The sequence below is a fragment of the Pandoraea vervacti genome (assembly GCF_000934605.2).
Taxonomy (GTDB): domain Bacteria; phylum Pseudomonadota; class Gammaproteobacteria; order Burkholderiales; family Burkholderiaceae; genus Pandoraea; species Pandoraea vervacti.
This window is the reverse complement of record NZ_CP010898.2, coordinates 60,656-80,775: the sequence shown is the minus strand read 5'-3', so window position 1 is coordinate 80,775 and position 20,120 is coordinate 60,656. Positions and strand designations below refer to the sequence as shown.

The following is a 20,120-nucleotide window of genomic DNA, read 5'->3' as shown; positions in this document are numbered from 1 at the left end:
ATGGCAAGCAAATTTGAAGAGCGCATGCGCGCGAAAACGGGCGGATCGGTGCAAAAGGCACAAACCACCGTTGCCGATCGTCGCGAGACGGCCGCGAACCGACCACTTGCAACAATGCCGGCGCAATTGGGCGCGTTCCGGCTCGAAGCCCAGGAGTATCAACGCAAAATTGCCGCGCTGGAGGCGGAACTCGAACAGGCCACGCGCGATGGCAACAGCGGAATAGACATCCCCCTAAACAAGCTTCATGAGGTCCCCGGCCGCCGTCGGTATATGAGTGCGCAGGATTATCGGGATTTACGTGAAAACCTGCGTGTCAACGAGCTAAACCAGCCGATCGTGGTCGATATTCGTGCGGACGGCGAGTTTGAGCTCGTGTCCGGCCATCATCGCTCCGATGCTTATCGAGAACTAGAGCGCCCCACGATTCGCGGGGTACTGCGCAAGAACACCATCGAAAATCCCACGGTCGCGGCGTTCTATGCGAATTTATTTCAGGCCCCGCTCACCGACTTTGAAAAATATTTGGGCTTTACCGAGCTCCAAAATCAATTTCCTGGGATTACGCAGGCGCAGATTGCTGAACGTTCGGGCAAGCCCGAATCGACCATTTCCTATCTCATGGCGTTTCGCGATCTCCCCGCCCCCGTGTTGGAGATGCTTCGCGCGTCGCCAACGCTGCTCGGCAGCGACGCGGCCACCACATTTGCCAAGCTTACGCGAGCCGGCAAGGGCGAGAGCGTCATTGCGGCGATCGAGCAGCTTGCTAGAGGGGACGTCGATCAGAAACGGGCTGTCGCATTGGCGGAAGCTGGATCAGCCCCGCAGCCGGCCGCGCGTCCCATTGCCGAGATCGTGAAAATCAAGGCCGGACGTAGCAACTATTGCCAAATCCGGAGAACCGCCAAAGTCGTGCGGCTGGACTTTCAATCGGAGGTCGAAGCTCAAGCAGTGATGAAGGTCGTCCAAGAGGTATTAGAGCGACGGACCCAAACGTCCAAGTCCGGCGCCGAAGGCACCGGTCACGCTGAAGCGGAAAAATAAATCCTTTAAATTCAATGGCTTCAAAGTTTGAAGACAGTTGATATGGCCTAGGAGATTAACTTGAACCCATCGGTCTGAGCGGGTAAAACCCAAAACAAAAGCCCTCGGCGGCAAACCGAGGGCTTTTGAGAAAACAGGGCTTGCTGCCCTTCCTTGCGCTACCAACTCCCCGACGGCAAATCGGGAAGGTCCTACAGACAGACCTGAGTGTAGCGCATCGAAGCGGACAGTCAAGCGATTGAAATCCATTTCAATATGGATGACGCTGCTATGGTTATCGCGCGACACTGCGTTGCTGGCGAGGGGCTTTTGCATGCCTCCAAAAAAGAGACCCCACTTGAGTCCGACAACACCAATCTGCCCTGGGTGATCTTGCGCGCCGTGCACCGCGCCAGTCGCCTCGACGGTATCCCTGCGCGCGCCCGCGCTGTTCTAGCCGCCCTCGCCCGTACGGTTGACGCCAAAAAGCCCTACGGGGAAATCTACGCGCGTCGTGAACTGCTGAGCGAGCGCGCCATGCAATCCGAGCGGACCTTTTATCGCAGTCTCACCGATCTCGAAGCCGCCGGCCTTATCGAGCGCCCGGCCCAACGCCGCTACGTCTCGCACGGCCTGTTTGGCCGCGCATACTTGCACCTGTCCGCGCGTGCCGCGATCCTTCTGGGTCTCATCGAGCTCGGCGAGGCCAGCGTCCAAGCCCATAAGCCCCAAACTTCCGAGAATGCCGCAGCGTCTCCGGCGCCCGCTGACGTTCCGCCCCAAGCGGCCCCATGTTTTCACGTACGGTCTGCCAATGTGGCAGACGGTGCTATAACTAAGGATCTTTCCCCTACCTCTTTGCAAAAGAGACAACCAGGCCAGCTCCCGCATGACCTCGAGCGTCTACGCCCCTTGGGTTTTCATGACTATTTGATTTTCAGGCTGATGCGAGAGGCGCGTGAGCAGGGCAAGCGCCTGTCCGAGGTTGTCGAGGCCACCTGGCCTCATCTCGCCAAGGCGGCCCGCCCGATCAACTACCTGCGCAAGCTGCTCGCGTCGCCGGTGGACTTCGGCTACGCCCTGCGCGCCAAAGCCGCCGAGAAAGTCCGGGCGGAGGTCGTTGCCGCGGAAGCGCGCAGCGCCGAGGCGTTTGTGCGCGCCGCGTTGGGGAAAGTCTTCGTCGACGCCGCGGGGCTGCGCCAGTGCGTGGTCGACGACGGCGGGCGCACGCTGGCCATCACGGACCTTGCCGAAGGGGTCGTGCGCCGCAGCGTGGCGAACTGGCAGGTCGCGTTCATGCGGTCGGTTAAGCAGGGCACGCTCCGCGTGGTCGGCGCGCATGAACTTGCCCAACTCCGGGGCGCTGCGATCGCTCAACGTGAGCGTGCCGCGAAGTGCCAAACGGAATCGGTCGTGCCGCACGCCCCGAACCAGTTCGCGAGCCGCGAGCTGTTCCAGTCGGCTTCTGATCTGTCGCCGCCCCCGGTAGCAAGGGCCCATCAGGTGCATCCATTGCTTCAAAAGAACGACGCAGCACGTTCGTTGACGAGCGCGGCCGCCGACGCGCTCGCCGCATTGCGCACGATGCGCAAGCTGGCGGCAAGATGTCCGGTGTAATTGCCTGACGTCACAATGTTGGCGAACGCTAACTCTGAGCGCTTTCCCCTGCATGTCGAATGGCGCCCTCTCAGAATCGGGGGATCTCCTTCGGCAGTGCCTGAGGTGCCTTGGGAAGGGGCGCTGGTTATCGCCGGGTGGACGGTTGCGGCCGGCTCGATGGCACGTACACGCAACGTCGGCCACATGGCAGCTTGAGGGGATGGTGCGGTGGCAGTGAGGAACCGTCTACGTCGAGCACCTGCGAGCACAAAGACGGAAGTATCGAAACCGCTTAGCCCCCGGACGCTATTCGCTTGCGTAGGGGCCGAGGAAGCGCACACCGTTGAAGTGAATCAGGTGCGATGGCGCATCGGCCACCCATACCTCCGTCTCCCATGCGATGTCGCCGAGATATCGGCCCATGACGGAGCGATTCGGGAAGGCCGTCACAAACACCAGCCCGGCTTTGGAATCCGCGAAGAGTCTGGCGAGTTCGGCGTGGCGCTTGCCATCGACCGGGCCGTGACTGGTGACGGACTCCACCAGTAGCAGCCAATTTTTCTCGGTGAAGTGCAACACCACATCGGGCATCTTGCCGTGCGCGTCCACATTCACGCCCAGCTCGGCCAGCAGCGCAGCGTCGAAGTAGCCCCATTTATCACCGGTGTCCCCGGCATAGACCAGCACGCTACCCGGCGCAAAGCGGGGCGCGAAGTCCTCAATGATGGCCCGGATCAGTTCGCTATGTTCGCCAGGACTGAGCGTGATTGCCTGGCCCGGCGCAACCTCAACAGGGATGCGGGTCTGCGTGCGCGCCTTCGCGTACTTGGCCACCAGCGTTTCGCGCTCGGCCAGATAGGCGGTGAGGTTGTCGTGCCACTGCTCGCTGCCAAAGCTGCGCAGCAGCTTGAGCGCGGCGGGTTCGATTTGATAGACGGCCTTCGGGCTGTTGACCGCACGGTCGGGTTTATCCGGGTTGTAGAGCGCCACGCCAGCGTCGCAGAACTGGTGCATGGTTTGGCGGCGGAAAGTCTCGCGGGTGTTCGGCGCGTAAATCTTGCCGTAGTGTTCGCGTGCCCAATCCATGATGGGTGTGATGCCGACAAGTGGGTTTCCCGCATCTGCCCACCTCTTGTCTGGGGTGAGGTTCAGCAGGGCCAGCAGCGCGAGGGCCGAACGCTCGTTTTGCTGTGCCCGAGGTAAGCCCAGGGAAATGATGATCTGGTGGGCGGCCTCGATATAGTCATTCTTCTTGTCGGTCATGCGGTCAATTTCGCGAGTTGTTCATCGATCATTTCCTGCGTGATTTCGCTGTGCTGCCTGGCCCACGTACCCAGCCCGATCAGCGCCTCACGGTTTGGGTACTTCATCAGCTTGAGATCAGTGGCGTTGACCTGTGTGTGGCCGTTGAAGCGGCGAAAGCTCTCGTCAACGGCGGTGCTGTTCAGGAACACGGCGAGCCCTCGGGCCAGCAACTCCGGCAAGCCGCGCTTGTTCTCGTGAATGAGATTCACGTGGTTCTCGAAGCCCAGCCTGGTATGTTCCCCAAAAGTCGCCGGATCCACCACGCTCGCCACTACGCGACGCTTCTCTTCTTTCGATGAGAACCGGCGCACCAGGCAGTAGAAGCCGTTGGGATACAGCCACTTTTCCGTCTCGGCGCAGCGCACGATCGCGTTCGGCTTTTTCAAACCTGGCACCGGCCACACCGTGCCGGCGCTGCGCAGATGCCCGGGGTAGATCAGCGGCGCTGTGCCTGCTTCGGGCATGTCGCGCAAGTGGGCTTTGACGCGAAAATCCACCACGGGCCCGGTCGACACCTTGAGGCCCAGATCCGCCAGCGAATAGCGCACCGCTGACGATAGCTCGATGGCGCTTTTCGCGGCTGTGGTGGGTACATGGATAAACCGCTCGGGGTCATCCGGGAACACGATTCGCTCGAACGGGTGCTCGTGCGTGACGAGGTCGGTGAAACTGTCGTCGCTCGACGTGGTGATCGTCACGGGCCCTTGGTGGCCGCCTCGTTCAAGGCGGATGATGACGTTCTCTTGCAGCACTTCATCGTCCTTGAATGCCTTGTTGCGCGCCCCGAAGAGGTGCATGTGGCAAATGGCTGCCCGCGCAAAAATGAAGTGACGGAACGGGCGGTAGTACGGCCCGTTGCAAAAGCTGCGCGGAAGGATCGCCACAATCTGGCCGCCCGGGGCGGCCTGGGCTACGGCCAGCGCGACGAAGGCCGAATACAGGTTCACCGTCTCAATACCGATCGAGCGCAGCGCCAGCCGGTGGGCTGATCGGCTGTTGATCTTCTTGTAGGGCGGATTGAGGATCGCGTGAGTGTAGCCCTTATCGAGCAAACCCTCGGCGGCTGCCCGTTCGATGTAATCCTCGGCGAGGACTTCGGCCTTGACCTGACTGTAACTCCTCAGGTGCTGGCTAAGGTGTGCGCGCAGCGTCGCGTCCACTTCATAAGCCGTCGCTTCGACGGCCTCGAATCCGAAGCCACCGGCAAGCCAGCGATCGAGGAAGGCGCAGGAGAGGGCACCGACACCCGCGCCTGCGTCCAGCAAGCGACAGGTCTGCAGGGTACTGGGGGGAAACAGGCTCGCCATGAAGCGGGCCACACTCGCAGGCGTCATGAACTGACCCAGCGCAGACTTGCGCCTCTGGGCAATGCATGGAGCCACGTCGCGGCGGACGCGATCAGCGGTATCTAGTTGTTGGAGCATGCCATCTCATCCTCATTGGCGCGGCGCGACCACGCCAACGTGTTTGTAAAGGGCGGCACCACGCCATATCGGCGTGGCCACCTCGGCCACCTGAAGGTCCGGCGCGCGCAACCGCGCCCTGATCTCGCGCACCTGCTGCTCGTTCAGCTTAGGCTTGCGGTCACCGGCCCCGGCTGCGGGCTCGGGCGGTAGCTAGACAGGCCCGGGCGCGCTCTTTTATCAAGTTCCGTTCGAACTCTGACAGGGGGTAGAGCGGCAGCCACATGGAAAACCAGTCGGCACCGCGCAAGCGGTCGATTACTCGCCGCCTCCTCATCGACGACGCGGCACCCCGGCAAATTGACGGCAATCTTAACGTTTTTAGCGCGTCCGACATAGGCCAAACTGGCGATCCTGCAGACTCTCCACGCGCATGGCGCTTGCCCATCGCACGGGGCATCGCCGTTGTCGTGTGTGTGCGCGCCACCCCCGTCGCCGGGTGCGGGCGAGAGAGAAGGGCCGGTGAGGGGAGAGCGCCCCCGCCACGCCCGCGCGGCCGGTGAATGGGAGGTGGCGATGAGAACAATTCTCAAATAGATATCTACATACCCAAGCCGCGGTTCGACGCGGCTCTACACGGCGGGCGCTACGGCATGCCGGATATCCGGAGCTTTCTGCCCGTATGGGATCATGCGCGCCATGCCGGTTTCACTGATCCCGCGCACGCGCTGCTCCGTTGCCACATGTTTTGGTCAGAATCCGCAAGCCCAGCGCGGCTGACGATGGTATCTATGGGTTTTGCTCCTGTATGTCTGAGGCCCTTTCCGATGCACTTTTCGCAGCTCCCCCGACGGGATCGACCCCGACCACGGGGTACGCCGGTCAAGTCCCGCGCGGGTGCGCCGAGGCGCTTGGCGCGATACTGGCTACGATTGACTTCCGTCGTAAGGCAATGGTCAACGCCGCTCATGAGGGTCTGCAGGCGTCGGCGCTGACGATCTTTCCCCCTGAGACCTTTGACGGCGTGGATCCCGAGGGGGTCGGGCGCGCGCTTGCCTCCCTGATACTGTGTGACTTCGCCGCACAACGGAACCAGACGACACAGTGGATTGAGCCCGACCGCGACGAGGCCCTCAGGACGCTGGCCGTGCGTCTCACGCCCACCGGGCAGGAGGCGTTGCTGCAAAGCCTTGAGAACAGTCAGGGTGATAACGCATTTTCCAAATACTTCGCCCACGCCGACAGCCAATACTTCGCGCAGGCCGATGCGTATTGTCTGGCTGGCCACCTGTACTTCCAGCGGGCAGGCACCCCCCTGTTGGCAGGGAGCATCGATAGGACGCCCGAGGACGCCAGTGCGCAGGCCGCCGGAGACTACTTAAAGGCAGCCGACCTCTTCACGCGGGCGGGCCAGCCCGATCTGGCCGCGGAAGCCTACCTGGGGGCCGCTGACGCCTACCGGGGGTCTTTTCAGCCTCTGAAGGCAGCCGAAGTCTGCCTGAGAGCCGCCGACCTCTACACGCAGACGTCTCAGCCCCTGAAGGCGGCGGACGCGCGCCTGAAGGCCGCCGCCGCCTACCTGACTGCCGCAAACGGCTACCTGTTGGCGGGTGCGCCCGGTGTGGCCGGCGACGCCTACCTGCGGGCCGCCGACCTCTATATGCAGACGCATCAGCCTATGAAAGCGGTGGACATCTGCCAGAAGGCCGCCGACGCCTACCGGGGGGCGGGTGAGCCCGGGCAGGCCGCCGTCGCCCACCTGTGGGCTGCCCACGCCGTCAGGGCGGACGCCGACGCCCGTCCAGAGAAGGGGCGGTACGCGCAGGCCGCCGCCGCCTATGTGCGAGCTGCGCAAGCCTACACAGACGTGGAACAGCCCGGTCCGGCCGCCGACGCCTGGCTGTGGGCCGCCCTCGCCTCGACACGGGCGCGTGAGCCCCGCAAGGCGCTAGCCGCCTACCAGCAGGCCGCCGAGGCGAACACGAAGGCAGGCCGGCACGGCTTGGCCGGCGACGTCTGGCGCAGCGTCGCAGACCTCTACACCGAACTCGGTGACCCCAAGTTGGCCTCAGACGCCAATGACAACGCAGCAACCGTTTACCGGTGGGCCGCAATCGGCGGCACAGAGGTTCGTCAGCCCCTGCCAGCCGCACACTACTACCTGATGGCCGCAGAAGCCCATGCGGCGGTGGCGCAGCACGCGCGGGACGAAAACGCCAAGGATGTGGAACAGGAGCACAAAGAGCTGGCAGAAGAAGCCTACGAATGGGCCGGAGACGCCTTCATGGGAGATGGTTTGCCCGCGGCGGCGACACACGCCTATATGCTCGCGGGGCAGTATGCGCGGGCTATAGTCCCTTGCGCGCAGGCTGCCCGCCACTACTTGGCGGCGGACGAGCTCTTGCAGGCCGCAGACGCCTACACACAGCTCGGCTTCGCCCTCAGGGCGGCGGGGGAGCCCACAGACAAGGGGAACAAAGCCTTCCTGACAGCCGCAGGTCTTTACCAGCGGGAGCGTGCGTACTTGGCGGCCGCCGTGGCCTATGCGGAGGGGGGAGACTTCTTGCAGGCCGCGCCCCTCTTCGAGCGAGTGAATCGGCCTGCGCCGGCCGGCCATGCTTACCTCCAGAGCAAAATGTTTCCGCAGGCCGCCCGTGCCTTCTGGCGGGCGAACCGGCTTGAGCCGGACGCCGAGAGGCGAGAGCGGTTACGTTTGCTCGCTGAAAGCACGTCTGAGCAGGCAGTCCTGTTCGACCGAAATCTCTGATCCGGTTCGCCGAATCCACGCGCCTTGCGGTGCGGTCCACCGGGCAGCACGGGCTGCGGCGGTGGCTCACGTGGTGCCCGGCACGTGAGGCGCTTGCCGGCTCGCCGCCGCTGGCGCGCAAGCCGGCAGTGACAAGCCTCGCGATGACGGGGCAACCCCGGCGGGGCCGCAGCCTGTGCTGTGCGGGCGTGCCCACGAAAACGCCGCGGTGGCGATCGTCACGCGAGGCCGCCACGAAGCCAGCGGCGTCATTTTGGGCCAGGACCTGAAGGCAGGCGTGAGGGACCCTCAGAGGCACTCAGAGGACCGCTCAGCCCGGCGCACTTGGCTCACCCGGCCGCGCACTGGGCAGGGCGGCGCCAAAGCCACGGCGCCGGCGCGCCCTGCGCCGTCACGCCCATGTGGCCGGTGAAGGGAACGCAGATGAGAGCCGTTCTCATCAGAATAGTTACATTACTCCAATACTCTATAGCGGCATTTTTCTGCTTTTATTCGCGCCTTTTCCCTTACCCCTGTCGAAAAATCCCGCCCCATCAACGATTTGGCCCGCATTGCCGGGCCGCGACCGGGCGCGCCAGCAGCGGCCGCCTAGCGCGCAACCCCCCCGCGCCAACGAGCGAGGACGGCGCACATTTCAGGTGTACGCCCGATAGGGTTCCGTCGCAAGATAGTCAAGTAGATTCTACAGTTTCAAGCACCGGGAACCCAGTCGATGAAGCGCGCAGCCAAACCGCCGAAAAAGCCCTTGCCCGCAGGCATCGCCAAGGTCCTGAAGCGGTTGCACTACCCGTTGGAGATTATGTTGCAGTGTGTGCGTAGCCTGTTCGCTGAGCTCGCGAGATCTGGAGGAAATGATGGCCGAACGAGGCGTGGCGGTGGACCACTCGACGATCCATCGCTGGGTGATCAAGTGGCTGCCGGTTTTCGAGAAAGCGATACGTCGCCGCCTGCGCCCAGTGGGTGAGAGCTGGCGCATGGACGAGACCTATATTCAGGTCAGAGGCCAGTGGAAATACCTCTACCGGGCGGTGGACACGGCGGGGCACACCATCGACTCTCTGTTGTGCGCGCGCCGTCATACCGCCGCCGCACGTCGTTTCCTCGAAAAAGCCACCGCCGGGCGGGGCGCGCCGAAGACCGTCACCGTTAACAAAAGCGGGGCGAACCGCGCCGCGCTGCAGGCGCTGGGCGCCCAGCGCGAGATACCCATCGAAATCCGCCAGAACAAGTATCTGAATAACCTCGGCGAGCAGGACCATCGCGCGATCAAACGGCGCGTCAGACCGATGCTGGGTTTCCAGAATTTCCGTTGTGCCCGCATTGTCCTAGGCGGCATCGAGGCCATGCACATGATTCGCAAGGGGCAAATGCTTGCCCCCAAGGGACGCCGTGCGTCCCCTGCTGAGCAATTCTATGCACTGGCCGCGTAAAAACCAACCTGCCCCTGGCTTCGCTTCGGCGTAACTTCGTTATCGCGACAGAACCCCGCCGCATCCTTGCAGTATGCTCGCCGTCGGATTTCCTGACAGTTGTTCGGCCAGCAGAAATACGCCGATCCCGAAATGGCCTCAATACGCCGATCCGTGACACCCAGTGCTCTGCGTTTGACATATATCAATACGGCAGGCACAGGATCGACCATGCTGAATCCTTGAACGTCCCTCTTGTCGGTTGCAAAGAAGCGATGTTGACGGAACATTCACCGATTGTCGAACGGTCGATTATCGATGCTCCGACGGGCATCCAGGCGGTTATCGATGTCCTCTCGCGCGACGGATACCGCGTACTGGGGCCGACCCTGAAGGACGATGCGATCGTCTACGGTGACGTCTCTCGGGTGACCGACCTGCCGATCGGATGGACGGACATCCAGGCGCCGGGACGGTACCAGCTTAAGCGACGCTGCGACCGAGCACTGTTTGGCTTCGCCGTTGGCCCCCACTCATGGAAGCATTTTCTGTACCCGCCGAACGCGCGCGTCTTCTCCGCTCGCAAGACCCGTGATGGCGTTATTTTCACGCCGGTCGACGAGGCCCCGGGCAAACTTGCTCTCTTGGGTGTCAGGGCATGTGAATTGAATGCCATCCAGGTGCACGATCGGGTTTTGCACGACGGTCCCTTCGCCGATCCCTCTTACGCATCGCGTCGGCGACAGATGTTTGTAGTGGCCGTCAATTGCTCTCATGCGGGCGGCACCTGTTTTTGTGTGTCGTTGGCGTGCGGTCCGGCCGTCGAGGCCGGCTTCGACCTAGCGCTGACCGAACTAACCCCGGCCTTCCGTGACGCGATCCTCGTCGAAGCAGGGAGTGAAGCCGGAATCGCGGTACTTGCACAAATTGCTCGCCAATCGGCGACCCAAGAGCATGTTGCCGCCGCACACGCCGTGGTCCAGCAGACAGCGACGCAGATGGGCCGCACAATGCAGACGGAGGGCATCAAAGAATTGCTCCAGAACAATCCCCATCTTCCGCGCTGGAAGACGGTGGCAGACCGGTGCTTGACCTGCGGCAACTGCACGATGGTCTGCCCCACCTGTTTTTGCACGACAGTCGAGGATCACAGCGATATTTCTGGCGAAAACGCCGAGCGCATACGTAGTTGGGACTCGTGCTTTACCCTTGATTTTTCTTATCTTCACGGGGGCAGCGTGCGCTCGAGCGCGAGCTCACGCTATCGTCAGTGGCTAACGCACAAGCTTGCTAACTGGATCGATCAATTCGGCACTTCCGGTTGCGTTGGCTGCGGGCGATGTATTACGTGGTGCCCGGTCGGAATCGATATCACAGAGGAGGTGGCGGCACTGAAGGCCGAGTTCGAGGCTGCGTCCGCGCAAGGCGATGGAGACGCTTGAACACATTCTGGCGGCGCATCCGTTCTGCTCCGGTCTGGCGCCAGAGCGGTTGCGGCTGCTGTACGGTTGCGCGCGCAATTGCCGATTCGATGCAGGGCAATGCCTCCATCGCGCATGCGAGGGTGCCGACAAGTTCTTTCTGATCCGCCACGGAAGGGTCGCGCTAGAGATCGCTGAGCCCGGGGGAACCCCATTCATGTTTGCAACATTGGAGGAGGGCGAAATTGTCTTTGCGGGCGAACCGATGTCCCCGTGTTCCTGGCTATTCGACGCGAGGGCCATCGAACCGACGCAGGCTATCAGCATTGACACCGCCTGCCTGCGCGGCAAGTGTGAGCGCGATTACCGTCTCGGTTACGAGATGATGTCGCGCTTTCTGCCCATTCTCGCTAAACGACTTCACGCAGCCCGCCTGCAACTCCTGGACGTCTATGGGAAACGCTAACGTCACTGCAGACGCGCCCGGACCGGGGCAGACACCGCAGCGCTACGATGTCGTGCGCCGACAGCGGGAGTTCGCAAACACCGTCACGTTGGCACTCAAACCGCACGCGGGTGTTCGGCCGACCTTCACCCCGGGGCAGTTCAACATGCTCTACGCATTCGGTGTGGGCGAGGCCGCAGTGAGTGTGAGTGGCGATCCGGCTGACGCCAATACGTTCATACACACCATTCGCGATGTCGGCGCCGTGAGCGGCGCGCTCGCGCGGCTCGCGGTGGGGGCGAGCGTCGGTGTGCGAGGCCCATTCGGTAGGGGCTGGCCAATGCAGGCGGCAATAGGTACTGACGTGCTTATCATCGCAGGCGGGCTCGGCCTGGCCCCCTTGCGCCCGGCGATTCTCGACATCTTCGCGCATCGGCGCCGGTACGGTCGCGTGTCGATACTCTTTGGCTGCCGACACCCCAAGGAAATGCTCTTCTGCCGCGAACTGAGGCGGTGGTCGAGACGCGTGAACGTCGATGTCCAGGTGACCGTCGATCACGCGGATATCGGATGGCACGCTCATGTCGGGGTGGTGCCAACGCTGATCGCACGCGTCGCGCTTGATACGCGCGCCACGACCGTGTTCGTCTGCGGGCCTGAAGTGATGATGCGATTTTCGATCAATGCTCTGCAAGACAGAGGGCTACCGGCGCGTCGCATCTATCTGTCGATGGAGCGCAACATGAAATGTGCCATTGGCCTGTGCGGACATTGCCAGTTCGCGTCGGCGTTCGTGTGCAAAGATGGCCCGGTGATGTGTTACGAGAAGATCGCCGATATGCTTGCCGTGCCCGAAATCTGACATGCGCAAGATACACCGTCCCCGCCTGGCCGTCTGGAAGTTTGCTTCCTGCGACGGCTGTCAGCTATCGTTGCTCGACTGCGAGGATGAACTGCTTGACATCGCCAGCGCGCTCGAGATTGTGAACTTCCCCGAAGCATCGAGCGACGTGCGCCCCGGTCCCTATGATCTCTCGCTCGTCGAAGGATCGATCACTACCGAGCATGACGCGCAGCGCATCCGGCAGGTCCGCCGGCAGTCCCGGCATCTGGTGACGATCGGCGCCTGTGCCACTGCCGGCGGTATTCAGGCACTACGCAATTTCTCCGACATAGACGCAATGGTCGGTGCCGTCTACGCGAAGCCCGAGTACATCAAGACGCTTGCGACTTCCACGCCAATCTCGGCTCACGTCAACGTCGACTACGAGCTGCGCGGCTGTCCCATCAACACGAGGCAACTCGTCGAAGTCATCTCGGCATTTTTGGCCGGCCGCAAGCCGGCGATCGCCGCACATAGCGTCTGTATCGAGTGCAAGCATCGCGCCCACGTCTGCGTAATGGTGCAGGGCACCCCCTGTCTCGGCCCGGTGACGCACGCCGGGTGCGGTGCCCTCTGCCCCCAGTTCCGGCGAGGATGTTACGGGTGCTATGGGCCTTCGGAAACGCCGAACACTGCGGCACTCGCGCGCGAATGGCAGGCTCTGGGGGCCGCACCGCGCACGATCGCGCACGCCTTTCGCTCCTTTAATGCCGCTGCGGAACCCTTTAAATCGGAGGCTGACGCGCATGGCGACTAAGACAAAGACAATACGCGTTGACTATATGGCCCGCGTGGAGGGCGAGGGTGCGCTCGAGTTGCGGATTGGTGGTGGGCGCGTGACTTCGGCCAAACTGAGCATCTTCGAACCCCCGCGGCTTTTTGAAGCGCTGTTGCAAGGACGAGGGTACGCCGAGGTGCCTGATATTGTCGCGCGCATCTGCGGCATCTGCCCGGTCGCCTATCAGATGAGCGCTGTGCACGCGCTCGAAAACGCGTTCGGCATACGATTACCAGACCAGCTACGCGCGTTACGACGGCTGCTTTATTGCGGCGAGTGGATCGAAAGTCATGCGCTGCACGTGGTCATGCTGCATGCGCCTGATTTCCTCGGCTATCCCGATGCCATTGCAATGGCCAAAGTGCACGGTGAGATCGTGCGGCATGGACTTGCGCTAAAACAGGCGGGCAACGCGCTGATACGTCTGCTGGGCGGGCGCGAGATCCATCCGGTAAACGTCAAGGTGGGCGGATTCTATCGGCTCCCCGAGCGTACGGAACTGCTCGCCTTCGCGGCAGGCCTCGAAGCCGCGCGCGAGCGGGCCGTCGAGTTGGTTCGCTGGGTCGCGGCTTTCCCGTTTCCCGACTTCGAACGCGACTACGAATTCGTTGCGCTGTGTCATCCACAAGAGTACCCATTTATTGAGGGACGCCTGGTGTCGAGTGCGGATATCGACATCGAGATCAGCGCTTATGAAACGGAATTCGTGGAGCGTCACGTTCCGTATTCGACGGCGCTGCAGTCATTTATTCGGCGACGCAGCGCTTATCTCGTTGGCCCACTTGCGCGCTACGCGATGAACTTCGAGCGTCTGCCCGAGGCAGTACGGGCGCTGGCGCGCGAGGTGGAGCTCGGTCCGGTTTGCCGCAATCCGTTCCGCAGTATTGTCGTGCGAGCGTTGGAGATCGTCTTTGCGTGCGATGAGGCGCTCAGGCTATTGCCGCCTACGCGCCGCCGACGCGTGCGGCCGTACCGGTCAAGCCTCGCGAAGCCATCGGCTACGGTTGTACCGAGGCGCCACGGGGCATTTGCTGGCATCGATATGACATCGCCGCCGATGGCGCTATCCGCAGCGCCCGCATTGTGCCTCCGACCTCGCAAAACCAGGCGAGCATGGAAGCGGATCTGGCGGCAATCGCTACGCCCCTTATCGACGCGCCGGACGATGTGATCCGCGAACATTGCGAGCGCAGCATTCGAAACTACGACCCCTGTATTTCCTGTGCTGCCCACTTTTTAACACTGGCGGTGGATCGATTATGAGTCGGTCAAAACGCTCGTGCGTATCGCAGAAGGTCCGCATTATCGGCGTCGGCAATCCGGATCGTGCGGACGACGGCGTCGGTTGCCTTGTCGCGCGTAAGCTCGTGGGTCGACTCCCCCCGGACGTATCGATTCGAACGCACGGTGGCGACGCCTTGACGCTCATCGACGAAATGCGGGGAATCGACGCATTGATCTGTATCGATGCGTCAGTGGCACGCGGCTCACCGGGGCGCGTCCGGCTGCTCGATCTGGCCAACGACCGGCTCGGCAGCGCCGTGACGTTCGTCTCTGCGCACTCGCTGGGACTCGCAGAGGCGATCGCGCTTGCGCAGGCGCTCGGCATCGCTTCGCGGACCATTTTCGTCTATGCGATCGAAGGCGCGAGTTTCGAGCTGGGGCGACCGCTCAGCGCCGAGGTGGATGCGGCGGCCCACACGGTGGTCGAACGGGTCGCCGCGCAAGCATGCCGTCTTCGGGATGACCCTTGCAAGGGAGCAGGCGATGCATGAGACAGGAATCGTGCGCGAACTTGTCGAGCGGATAGTGCTCGCGGCACGTGGTGCCGGAGCACGCCGCATTCGGGGCGCACAGGTATGGATCGGGGCGCTCGCACCATTTTCGCCCGAACATTTTCGCGAGCACTTCGAAAAAGAAGCGCGTGGCACACCGGTGGAAGCGACACGGCTCCATATCGAATGCTCAGACGATATGCTTCACGACCAGGCGCAGTATGTAATGTTGCAATGGCTCGATCTCGAACTCCCCGACGACTCGGAGGGAACGTAATGAATCGAAGCGCTCTCCCCACGTCCGCATACGGCCAGCGCCGCAGGTTTCGTATCGAAGTCACCGGCGCGGTGCAGGGCGTCGGCTTTCGCCCGTTCGTGCACCGGCTCGCGGTGAGCGAGGAACTCTCCGGCTTTGTGCGCAACACGGCGCATGGGGTCGAAGTCGAGGTCGAGGGGGCACTGCAAGCGCTCGAGCGTTTTTCACTACGGCTCGAGACCGAGACGGTGGCGCCCGCGGCCGTTTCGGGACGGCGGATCAACGAGATAACGCCGCGCGGAGGGCGCGAATTCATGATCGCCCCGAGCGTTCCCGGCATGGGTGAGCTCGGCGTTGTCCTGCCGGATATGGCGATCTGCGAGCAGTGCGTCGCCGAAATATTCGATGCGTCCAATCGGCGCTATCGCTACCCGTTTACAACATGCGCGCAATGCGGCCCACGGTTCTCCATCATGGAGGGAGTGCCCTTTGATCGTGAGCGTACAACGATGCGCGGTTTCGCCATGTGTGCCGCTTGCCAGGCGGAATATGACAACCCGAGCTCGCGGCGGTTTCACGCGCAAACGAACGCTTGCCCGGCGTGCGGGCCACAACTGACACTGCTTAATGCGGCAGGACGAGAATGCGCCATTGGGTACGATGCCGTGCGCCGGGCGGGCGATGCGATTCGCAGTGGATCGATTCTCGCCATGAAGGGGCTTGGCGGCTATCAGCTTCTTGTCGATGCGGGCAACGATCATGCGGTGCGCCGCTTACGCGAGCGAAAGCACCGCCCTTCAAAGCCATTTGCGATCATGGCGCCTTGCTACGAAGACGCGCAGACACTGGCAGTGATCAGTGATGAAGAACGTCGCACTCTGTGTTCAACGGCCGCCCCCATCGTCATCTTGCGTGCGCGAGGTGAGGGGATCGCCCCGAGCGTCGCACCAGCGAACGCATGGTTAGGCCTCATGCTGCCCTACACGCCGCTGCATCATTTGTTGATGCACGAATTGGGCTTTGCGGTCGTTGCAACCAGCGGCAACCGCGGGGGCGAGCCGATCGTGGCCGATAACCTCGAGGCGATTGAGCAGCTCGCGGACGTGGCAGACGGCTTTCTCGTGCATGACCGACCGATTGCGAATCCGGTCGACGATTCAGTCGCTCGCGTGATCGCGGGAGAGGCGACGGTGTTGCGCCACGCGAGGGGCTACGCGCCGCTCGCGCTGCGCTTGCCGGGCCATCAGACGCGCGACGATGCTGGTACCTGTCTGGCGCTCGGCGGCCATGGGAAAAGTGCAATCGCGCTTATGTCGGGCTCGCACGTCGTGCTTGGACCCTATATCGGGGATCTGGAAGGGGCGGGCGCGCGCACCGCGTTCGCGCGAACGGTGGCGGCCATGACTTCGCTATTCAGTGCGGAGCCTCGAAGTGCCGCATGCGACGCGCACCCTGATTACTGGAGCTCGCGGTTCGCGCGGCACAGCCTCGTCACGAACATTCAGCATGTACCGCATCATCTCGCGCACGTGCTCGCGTGTATGGTTGAGAACAACCTGGAGGGGCCCCTGCTTGGCGTGGCGTGGGATGGGAGCGGATATGGCGGTGACGGCACAATCTGGGGGGGCGAGTTCCTTTGGGTACAAGGCAACCGCTATCGCCAGGTGGGCCAACTGCAGCCGTTTCGCTTACCCGGAGGCGAGGTGGCCGCGCGAGAGGTGAACCGGGCGGCTATCGGGGCGCTATTCGCCGTGTATGGCGACGTCGCGCTTACGATGACCGAACTCAGACCGATCGCCCACTTGTCCGCGAGCGAACAACAGATTTACAAAACCCTGCTGTCTGGTGGTTTTCGTTCCCCCTGGACGTCAAGCGCTGGGCGCCTGTTCGACGCGGCCGCCGCGATGCTCGGCATCTGCGCCACATCGAGCTTCGAGGGTGAGGCGGCCATCGCGCTCGAGAGCGCGGCTGCGAATGGCGAGTCAGAACATGTGCTCGCAGCGGCGATGTTGCGCGAAGAGCAGGGCCGGTGGATTGCCGATTGGCGGCCCACCCTCGCTGCACTGGCAAGCGCGAGCCAGCGACATGAGGCGCCCGCCGCGCTGGCGGCCGCGTTTCATGACGCGTTAGCGCAGGTGATCGTCAACGTCGCTGAGCGTGTCGGCGTCGGACGCGTGCTGCTCACGGGTGGCTGCTTTCAAAACGCGCGACTCACGGGCGGGGCCGTCGCCCGGTTGCGAGCCGCCGGCTTCGACGTCTGGCAGCATCGGCGCATTCCGCCCAATGATGGCGGACTTGCGGTGGGCCAAGCCGCATTCGCGGCGCAACCGATGCTGGAGGGGCCGCGCTAATGTGCCTTGCCATACCAGGAGAATTGTTAAGCGTCGACGATGACGACCCGCTCACTCGGCAGGGGCGTGTCGCGTTCGGTGGCGTCGTGATGCCGGTCAATCTCGCCTATGTGCCGAAAGCCCGGCCGGGCGACTATGTGCTGGTGCACGCGGGCTTCGCGATCGCGGTGATCGACGAACGACAAGCGGAACAGACACTGGCTTACCTCACAGATCAGAAATTACCGGGAGGTGCGGTATGAAGCATCTTGACGCTTGGCGCGACATGGAGGCGGCCCAGTCGTATGCGAGGGCAATTGCGGCGATCACCACGCGTGCGTGGACGATCATGGAAATCTGCGGCAGCCAAACCCATTCGATCGTGCGATATGGCATTGACCGAATGATGCCCGACGGCGTGACGCTGCTGCACGGTCCCGGATGTCCGGTGTGTGTGACGCCGGCCGCGATCATCGATGCTGCAATCGCTATCGCGAAGCGCCGCGAAGTGACACTCTGTTCTTTCGGCGACATGCTGCGTGTGCCGGGCGAACACGGTAGCCTTCTGAACGCTCGGGCCGCCGGCGCGGATGTTCGGTTTGTCTACTCGCCACTCGACGCCTTGAGGATCGCTCGCAACGAGCCGCACCGCTGCGTCGTGTTCCTTGCCATCGGGTTCGAAACCACTGCACCAGCGACCGCAATGGCCGTACTGCAAGCCGAACGGGAGGGGCTGGAGAACTTCTTTCTGCTGGTCGCCCATGTGCGCGTGCCGCCGGCGCTCGAGGCGATTCTGAGCGACGCGGCGAGCGGCGTGCAAGGAATTCTCGCGGCGGGACATGTGTGTACGGTCATGGGATACCGCGAATACGAAGCGATTGCGCAACGCTTTCACGTCCCGGTCGTGGTGACGGGATTCGAGCCAATCGACCTATTGCAGGGCATCTATCTGTGCATTAAGCAGTTAGAAACTCGCCGGGCCGAAGTCGAAAATCCGTATTATCGCGCGGTGCATCCTGAGGGGAATCGCGCGGCGCAAGCGGCCATGATGAAGGTATTTGCGGTGCGGGCCCGAGCGTGGCGCGGCCTGGGCGAGATTGCGGAAAGTGGCCTGGGGTTCGCACCCGCCTACCATCGCTTCGATGCGCTCGCACGTTTTACGTCAGGGATCATGCCGGCAGACTGCCCCACAGAGTGCATTGCCGCCGAGCTACTGCGCGCACGCAAGCGCCCCGCTGACTGCCCCGCGTTTGGCACGCGTTGTACGCCGGAGCACCCGTTAGGTCCGACGATGGTGTCGTCGGAGGGCGTTTGCGCCGCATATTATCGCTATCGACGCACACAGACGGTGCGCGAACGCAGTACCGTGAGCGCCCCGAACGGTGGCGAACAGGGGGCAGTATGAGCGGATCATCGCCCTCAGTGTGCGCTGATGCGGGGGCGCACGCTGAACCCGCCGTCATTGAGCTCGCGCACGGAAGCGGGGGCCGGCTCACGCATGCGCTAATCGACGAAATTTTTCGGCCGGCGTTCGGCGCAGCGCCCGAAGACCTGACGCACGACGGTGCGACATTGGCGCTTGAAGCGGGCTCGGAGCGCCTCGCCTTCACCACCGACTCTTATGTAGTCCGGCCACTCTTCTTCCCTGGCGGAGACATCGGCTCGCTCTCCATTCATGGCACCGTGAACGATCTGGCCATGTGCGGCGCCGAGCCCCGGTATTTGAGTGTGGGACTGGTGATTGAGGAGGGCCTGAGGATCGACGTGCTGCGTAGCGTAATTGCGTCGATGCGCGCTGCGGCCTCGGCAAGCGCGGTTCGCATTGTGACGGGAGACACCAAGGTGGTGGAACGTGGAAAAGGCGATGGACTTTACGTGAACACGACGGGAGTCGGGGTGGTTCGCGCGCGCTCACCCATTGGTCCGCAGCAGGTGCAACCTGGTGATGCCGTCATTCTTAGCGGCGATGTGGGGCGGCATGGCATGGCGATTCTGGCGCTTCGCGAGGGGATACGCTTTGAAACGGAAATTGTGAGCGACTGCGCGCCACTCGCGGCGCAAGCGCTTGGCATGATTGATGCTGACATCGAGATTCACTGCCTTCGCGATCTGACACGCGGGGGATTGGCAACCAATTTGATCGAGATTGCAGAAATAGCTGGCGCAACGATTGCGTTGGACGAGGGGGCAATCCCAATCTCCGACGTTGTGCGCGGGGCTTGTGAAATTCTGGGGCTCGATCCCCTTTACGTTGCCAACGAAGGCCGTTTCGCGGCGATCGTGCCGACCGAGCACGCCAGTGCGGCGCTCGCGCACCTTCGCCGCTTCGATTCTCAAGCGGCAATCATCGGACACGTCGATCGCGGCGCGGGCCATGCGCGGGTACTGTTGCGCACCCTCGGGGGCACGCGTGAACTCGACATGCTCAACGGCGAACAGTTTCCCCGTATCTGTTGAGTTCGCCGACGAGAGGCGGGTGCTCTTGGACGTCCGTCTGGCGCTCGCGCGCGAGCTCGATCAAAGCAGGTTTGGGGCGCGGGTGAGCTGAATGACAGAATGACATTCGTGTCGAGTGCTGCCTGGACTCCCCCCCCCGCCGGGCATGTCCGGTCGCTATCAGATGACAGCTTTGACAGGCGTCGCCGACCGGCTTCTTCATGAGCGTAAAACTGGCTACAGACGGGCGGCCCGTATGGGAAGCCAGGTGTCCGCTCTAACCCGCGTGC

At 62.8% G+C, this 20,120-nt stretch carries 15 protein-coding genes and 3 pseudogenes; 15 read left to right on the top strand and 3 right to left on the bottom strand.

Annotation, left to right across the window (positions count from 1 at the left end; translation table 11 throughout):
* Nucleotides 1–1,044, top strand: a complete 1,044-nt coding sequence (locus UC34_RS24985) for a ParB/RepB/Spo0J family partition protein (protein WP_044458671.1) — start codon at nucleotides 1–3, stop codon at nucleotides 1,042–1,044.
* A 255-nt stretch (nucleotides 1,045–1,299) separates the two neighbouring features.
* Nucleotides 1,300–2,640 carry a hypothetical protein gene (locus UC34_RS25580; RefSeq protein WP_157123393.1) on the top strand — a complete coding sequence of 447 codons (1,341 nt, stop codon included), beginning with the start codon at nucleotides 1,300–1,302 and terminating at the stop codon, nucleotides 2,638–2,640.
* Between the two features lie 288 nt (nucleotides 2,641–2,928).
* On the opposite strand, the gene UC34_RS24970 is transcribed toward UC34_RS25580, so the two are convergent.
* The 3 genes and pseudogenes from UC34_RS24970 to UC34_RS26215 all read right to left on the bottom strand — a co-directional run.
* The gene (locus UC34_RS24970; protein WP_044458670.1) at nucleotides 2,929–3,885 is read right to left on the bottom strand and encodes a BsuBI/PstI family type II restriction endonuclease; all 957 of its coding nucleotides are present in this window, start codon (nucleotides 3,883–3,885) and stop codon (nucleotides 2,929–2,931) included.
* Nucleotides 3,882–5,351, bottom strand: coding sequence for an Eco57I restriction-modification methylase domain-containing protein (locus tag UC34_RS24965; RefSeq protein ID WP_044458669.1), 1,470 nt, complete (start codon nucleotides 5,349–5,351; stop codon nucleotides 3,882–3,884). The genes UC34_RS24970 and UC34_RS24965 overlap by 4 nt, the downstream gene beginning before the upstream one ends.
* 12 nt (nucleotides 5,352–5,363) lie before the next feature.
* Nucleotides 5,364–5,595, bottom strand: a pseudogene (locus tag UC34_RS26215) (recombinase family protein); the annotation flags it as partial.
* A gap of 687 nt (nucleotides 5,596–6,282) precedes the next feature.
* Here UC34_RS26215 and UC34_RS24960 point away from each other — a divergent pair.
* The 13 genes and pseudogenes from UC34_RS24960 to hypE all read left to right on the top strand — a co-directional run bounded on the left by UC34_RS24960 (nucleotide 6,283) and on the right by hypE (nucleotide 19,851).
* On the top strand, nucleotides 6,283–8,097 hold the full coding sequence (locus UC34_RS24960; protein ID WP_167370706.1) for a soluble NSF attachment family protein: 1,815 nt from the start codon (nucleotides 6,283–6,285) through the stop codon (nucleotides 8,095–8,097).
* A 712-nt stretch (nucleotides 8,098–8,809) separates the two neighbouring features.
* Nucleotides 8,810–9,527: pseudogene (locus tag UC34_RS24955) on the top strand (IS6 family transposase).
* Between the two features lie 254 nt (nucleotides 9,528–9,781).
* A complete protein-coding gene (locus UC34_RS24950) occupies nucleotides 9,782–10,948 on the top strand; it encodes a 4Fe-4S dicluster domain-containing protein (protein WP_044458667.1) in 1,167 nt (388 codons plus the stop codon).
* Nucleotides 10,935–11,393, top strand: a complete 459-nt coding sequence (locus UC34_RS24945) for a cyclic nucleotide-binding domain-containing protein (protein ID WP_044458666.1) — start codon at nucleotides 10,935–10,937, stop codon at nucleotides 11,391–11,393. The genes UC34_RS24950 and UC34_RS24945 overlap by 14 nt, the downstream gene beginning before the upstream one ends.
* Nucleotides 11,380–12,234 carry an FAD/NAD(P)-binding protein gene (locus tag UC34_RS24940; RefSeq protein ID WP_044458665.1) on the top strand — a complete coding sequence of 285 codons (855 nt, stop codon included), beginning with the start codon at nucleotides 11,380–11,382 and terminating at the stop codon, nucleotides 12,232–12,234. Before UC34_RS24945 ends, UC34_RS24940 begins: the two co-directional genes overlap by 14 nt.
* Before the next feature lies 1 nt (nucleotide 12,235).
* Nucleotides 12,236–13,012: an NADH-quinone oxidoreductase subunit B family protein gene (locus UC34_RS24935; protein ID WP_044458664.1), complete on the top strand. Its 777-nt coding sequence runs from the start codon at nucleotides 12,236–12,238 to the stop codon at nucleotides 13,010–13,012.
* A pseudogene (locus tag UC34_RS24930) lies at nucleotides 13,002–14,296 on the top strand (Ni/Fe hydrogenase subunit alpha). Before UC34_RS24935 ends, UC34_RS24930 begins: the two are co-directional and overlap by 11 nt.
* Nucleotides 14,293–14,808, top strand: a complete 516-nt coding sequence (locus UC34_RS24925) for a hydrogenase maturation protease (RefSeq protein WP_044458663.1) — start codon at nucleotides 14,293–14,295, stop codon at nucleotides 14,806–14,808. Before UC34_RS24930 ends, UC34_RS24925 begins: the two are co-directional and overlap by 4 nt.
* A 10-nt stretch (nucleotides 14,809–14,818) precedes the next feature.
* Complete coding sequence (locus UC34_RS24920) at nucleotides 14,819–15,085, top strand: hydrogenase maturation nickel metallochaperone HypA (RefSeq protein ID WP_237165375.1); 267 nt, start codon at nucleotides 14,819–14,821, stop codon at nucleotides 15,083–15,085.
* Between the two features lie 71 nt (nucleotides 15,086–15,156).
* The gene (gene hypF, locus UC34_RS24915) at nucleotides 15,157–17,415 is read left to right on the top strand and encodes a carbamoyltransferase HypF (protein ID WP_237165374.1); all 2,259 of its coding nucleotides are present in this window, start codon (nucleotides 15,157–15,159) and stop codon (nucleotides 17,413–17,415) included.
* Nucleotides 17,415–17,657 (top strand): HypC/HybG/HupF family hydrogenase formation chaperone, encoded by a 243-nt coding sequence (locus UC34_RS24910; RefSeq protein WP_044458660.1) that lies wholly within the window; start codon nucleotides 17,415–17,417, stop codon nucleotides 17,655–17,657. Before hypF ends, UC34_RS24910 begins: the two co-directional genes overlap by 1 nt.
* Nucleotides 17,654–18,799, top strand: a complete 1,146-nt coding sequence (gene hypD / locus UC34_RS24905) for a hydrogenase formation protein HypD (RefSeq protein ID WP_044458659.1) — start codon at nucleotides 17,654–17,656, stop codon at nucleotides 18,797–18,799. The genes UC34_RS24910 and hypD overlap by 4 nt, the downstream gene beginning before the upstream one ends.
* Nucleotides 18,796–19,851 carry a hydrogenase expression/formation protein HypE gene (gene hypE, locus UC34_RS24900; RefSeq protein WP_044458658.1) on the top strand — a complete coding sequence of 352 codons (1,056 nt, stop codon included), beginning with the start codon at nucleotides 18,796–18,798 and terminating at the stop codon, nucleotides 19,849–19,851. The genes hypD and hypE overlap by 4 nt, the downstream gene beginning before the upstream one ends.
* The last annotated feature ends 269 nt before the right edge of the window (nucleotides 19,852–20,120 follow it).

Coding starts and splice junctions, on each gene's coding strand:
- UC34_RS24985 (WP_044458671.1), top strand. CDS start 1: ATGGCAAGCAAATTTGAAGAGCGCATGCGCGCGAAAACGGGCGGATCG.
- UC34_RS25580 (WP_157123393.1), top strand. CDS start 1,300: ATGGATGACGCTGCTATGGTTATCGCGCGACACTGCGTTGCTGGCGAG.
- UC34_RS24970 (WP_044458670.1), bottom strand. CDS start 3,885: ATGACCGACAAGAAGAATGACTATATCGAGGCCGCCCACCAGATCATC.
- UC34_RS24965 (WP_044458669.1), bottom strand. CDS start 5,351: ATGCTCCAACAACTAGATACCGCTGATCGCGTCCGCCGCGACGTGGCT.
- UC34_RS24960 (WP_167370706.1), top strand. CDS start 6,283: ATGGTCAACGCCGCTCATGAGGGTCTGCAGGCGTCGGCGCTGACGATC.
- UC34_RS24950 (WP_044458667.1), top strand. CDS start 9,782: ATGTTGACGGAACATTCACCGATTGTCGAACGGTCGATTATCGATGCT.
- UC34_RS24945 (WP_044458666.1), top strand. CDS start 10,935: ATGGAGACGCTTGAACACATTCTGGCGGCGCATCCGTTCTGCTCCGGT.
- UC34_RS24940 (WP_044458665.1), top strand. CDS start 11,380: ATGGGAAACGCTAACGTCACTGCAGACGCGCCCGGACCGGGGCAGACA.
- UC34_RS24935 (WP_044458664.1), top strand. CDS start 12,236: ATGCGCAAGATACACCGTCCCCGCCTGGCCGTCTGGAAGTTTGCTTCC.
- UC34_RS24925 (WP_044458663.1), top strand. CDS start 14,293: ATGAGTCGGTCAAAACGCTCGTGCGTATCGCAGAAGGTCCGCATTATC.
- UC34_RS24910 (WP_044458660.1), top strand. CDS start 17,415: ATGTGCCTTGCCATACCAGGAGAATTGTTAAGCGTCGACGATGACGAC.
- hypD (WP_044458659.1), top strand. CDS start 17,654: ATGAAGCATCTTGACGCTTGGCGCGACATGGAGGCGGCCCAGTCGTAT.
- hypE (WP_044458658.1), top strand. CDS start 18,796: ATGAGCGGATCATCGCCCTCAGTGTGCGCTGATGCGGGGGCGCACGCT.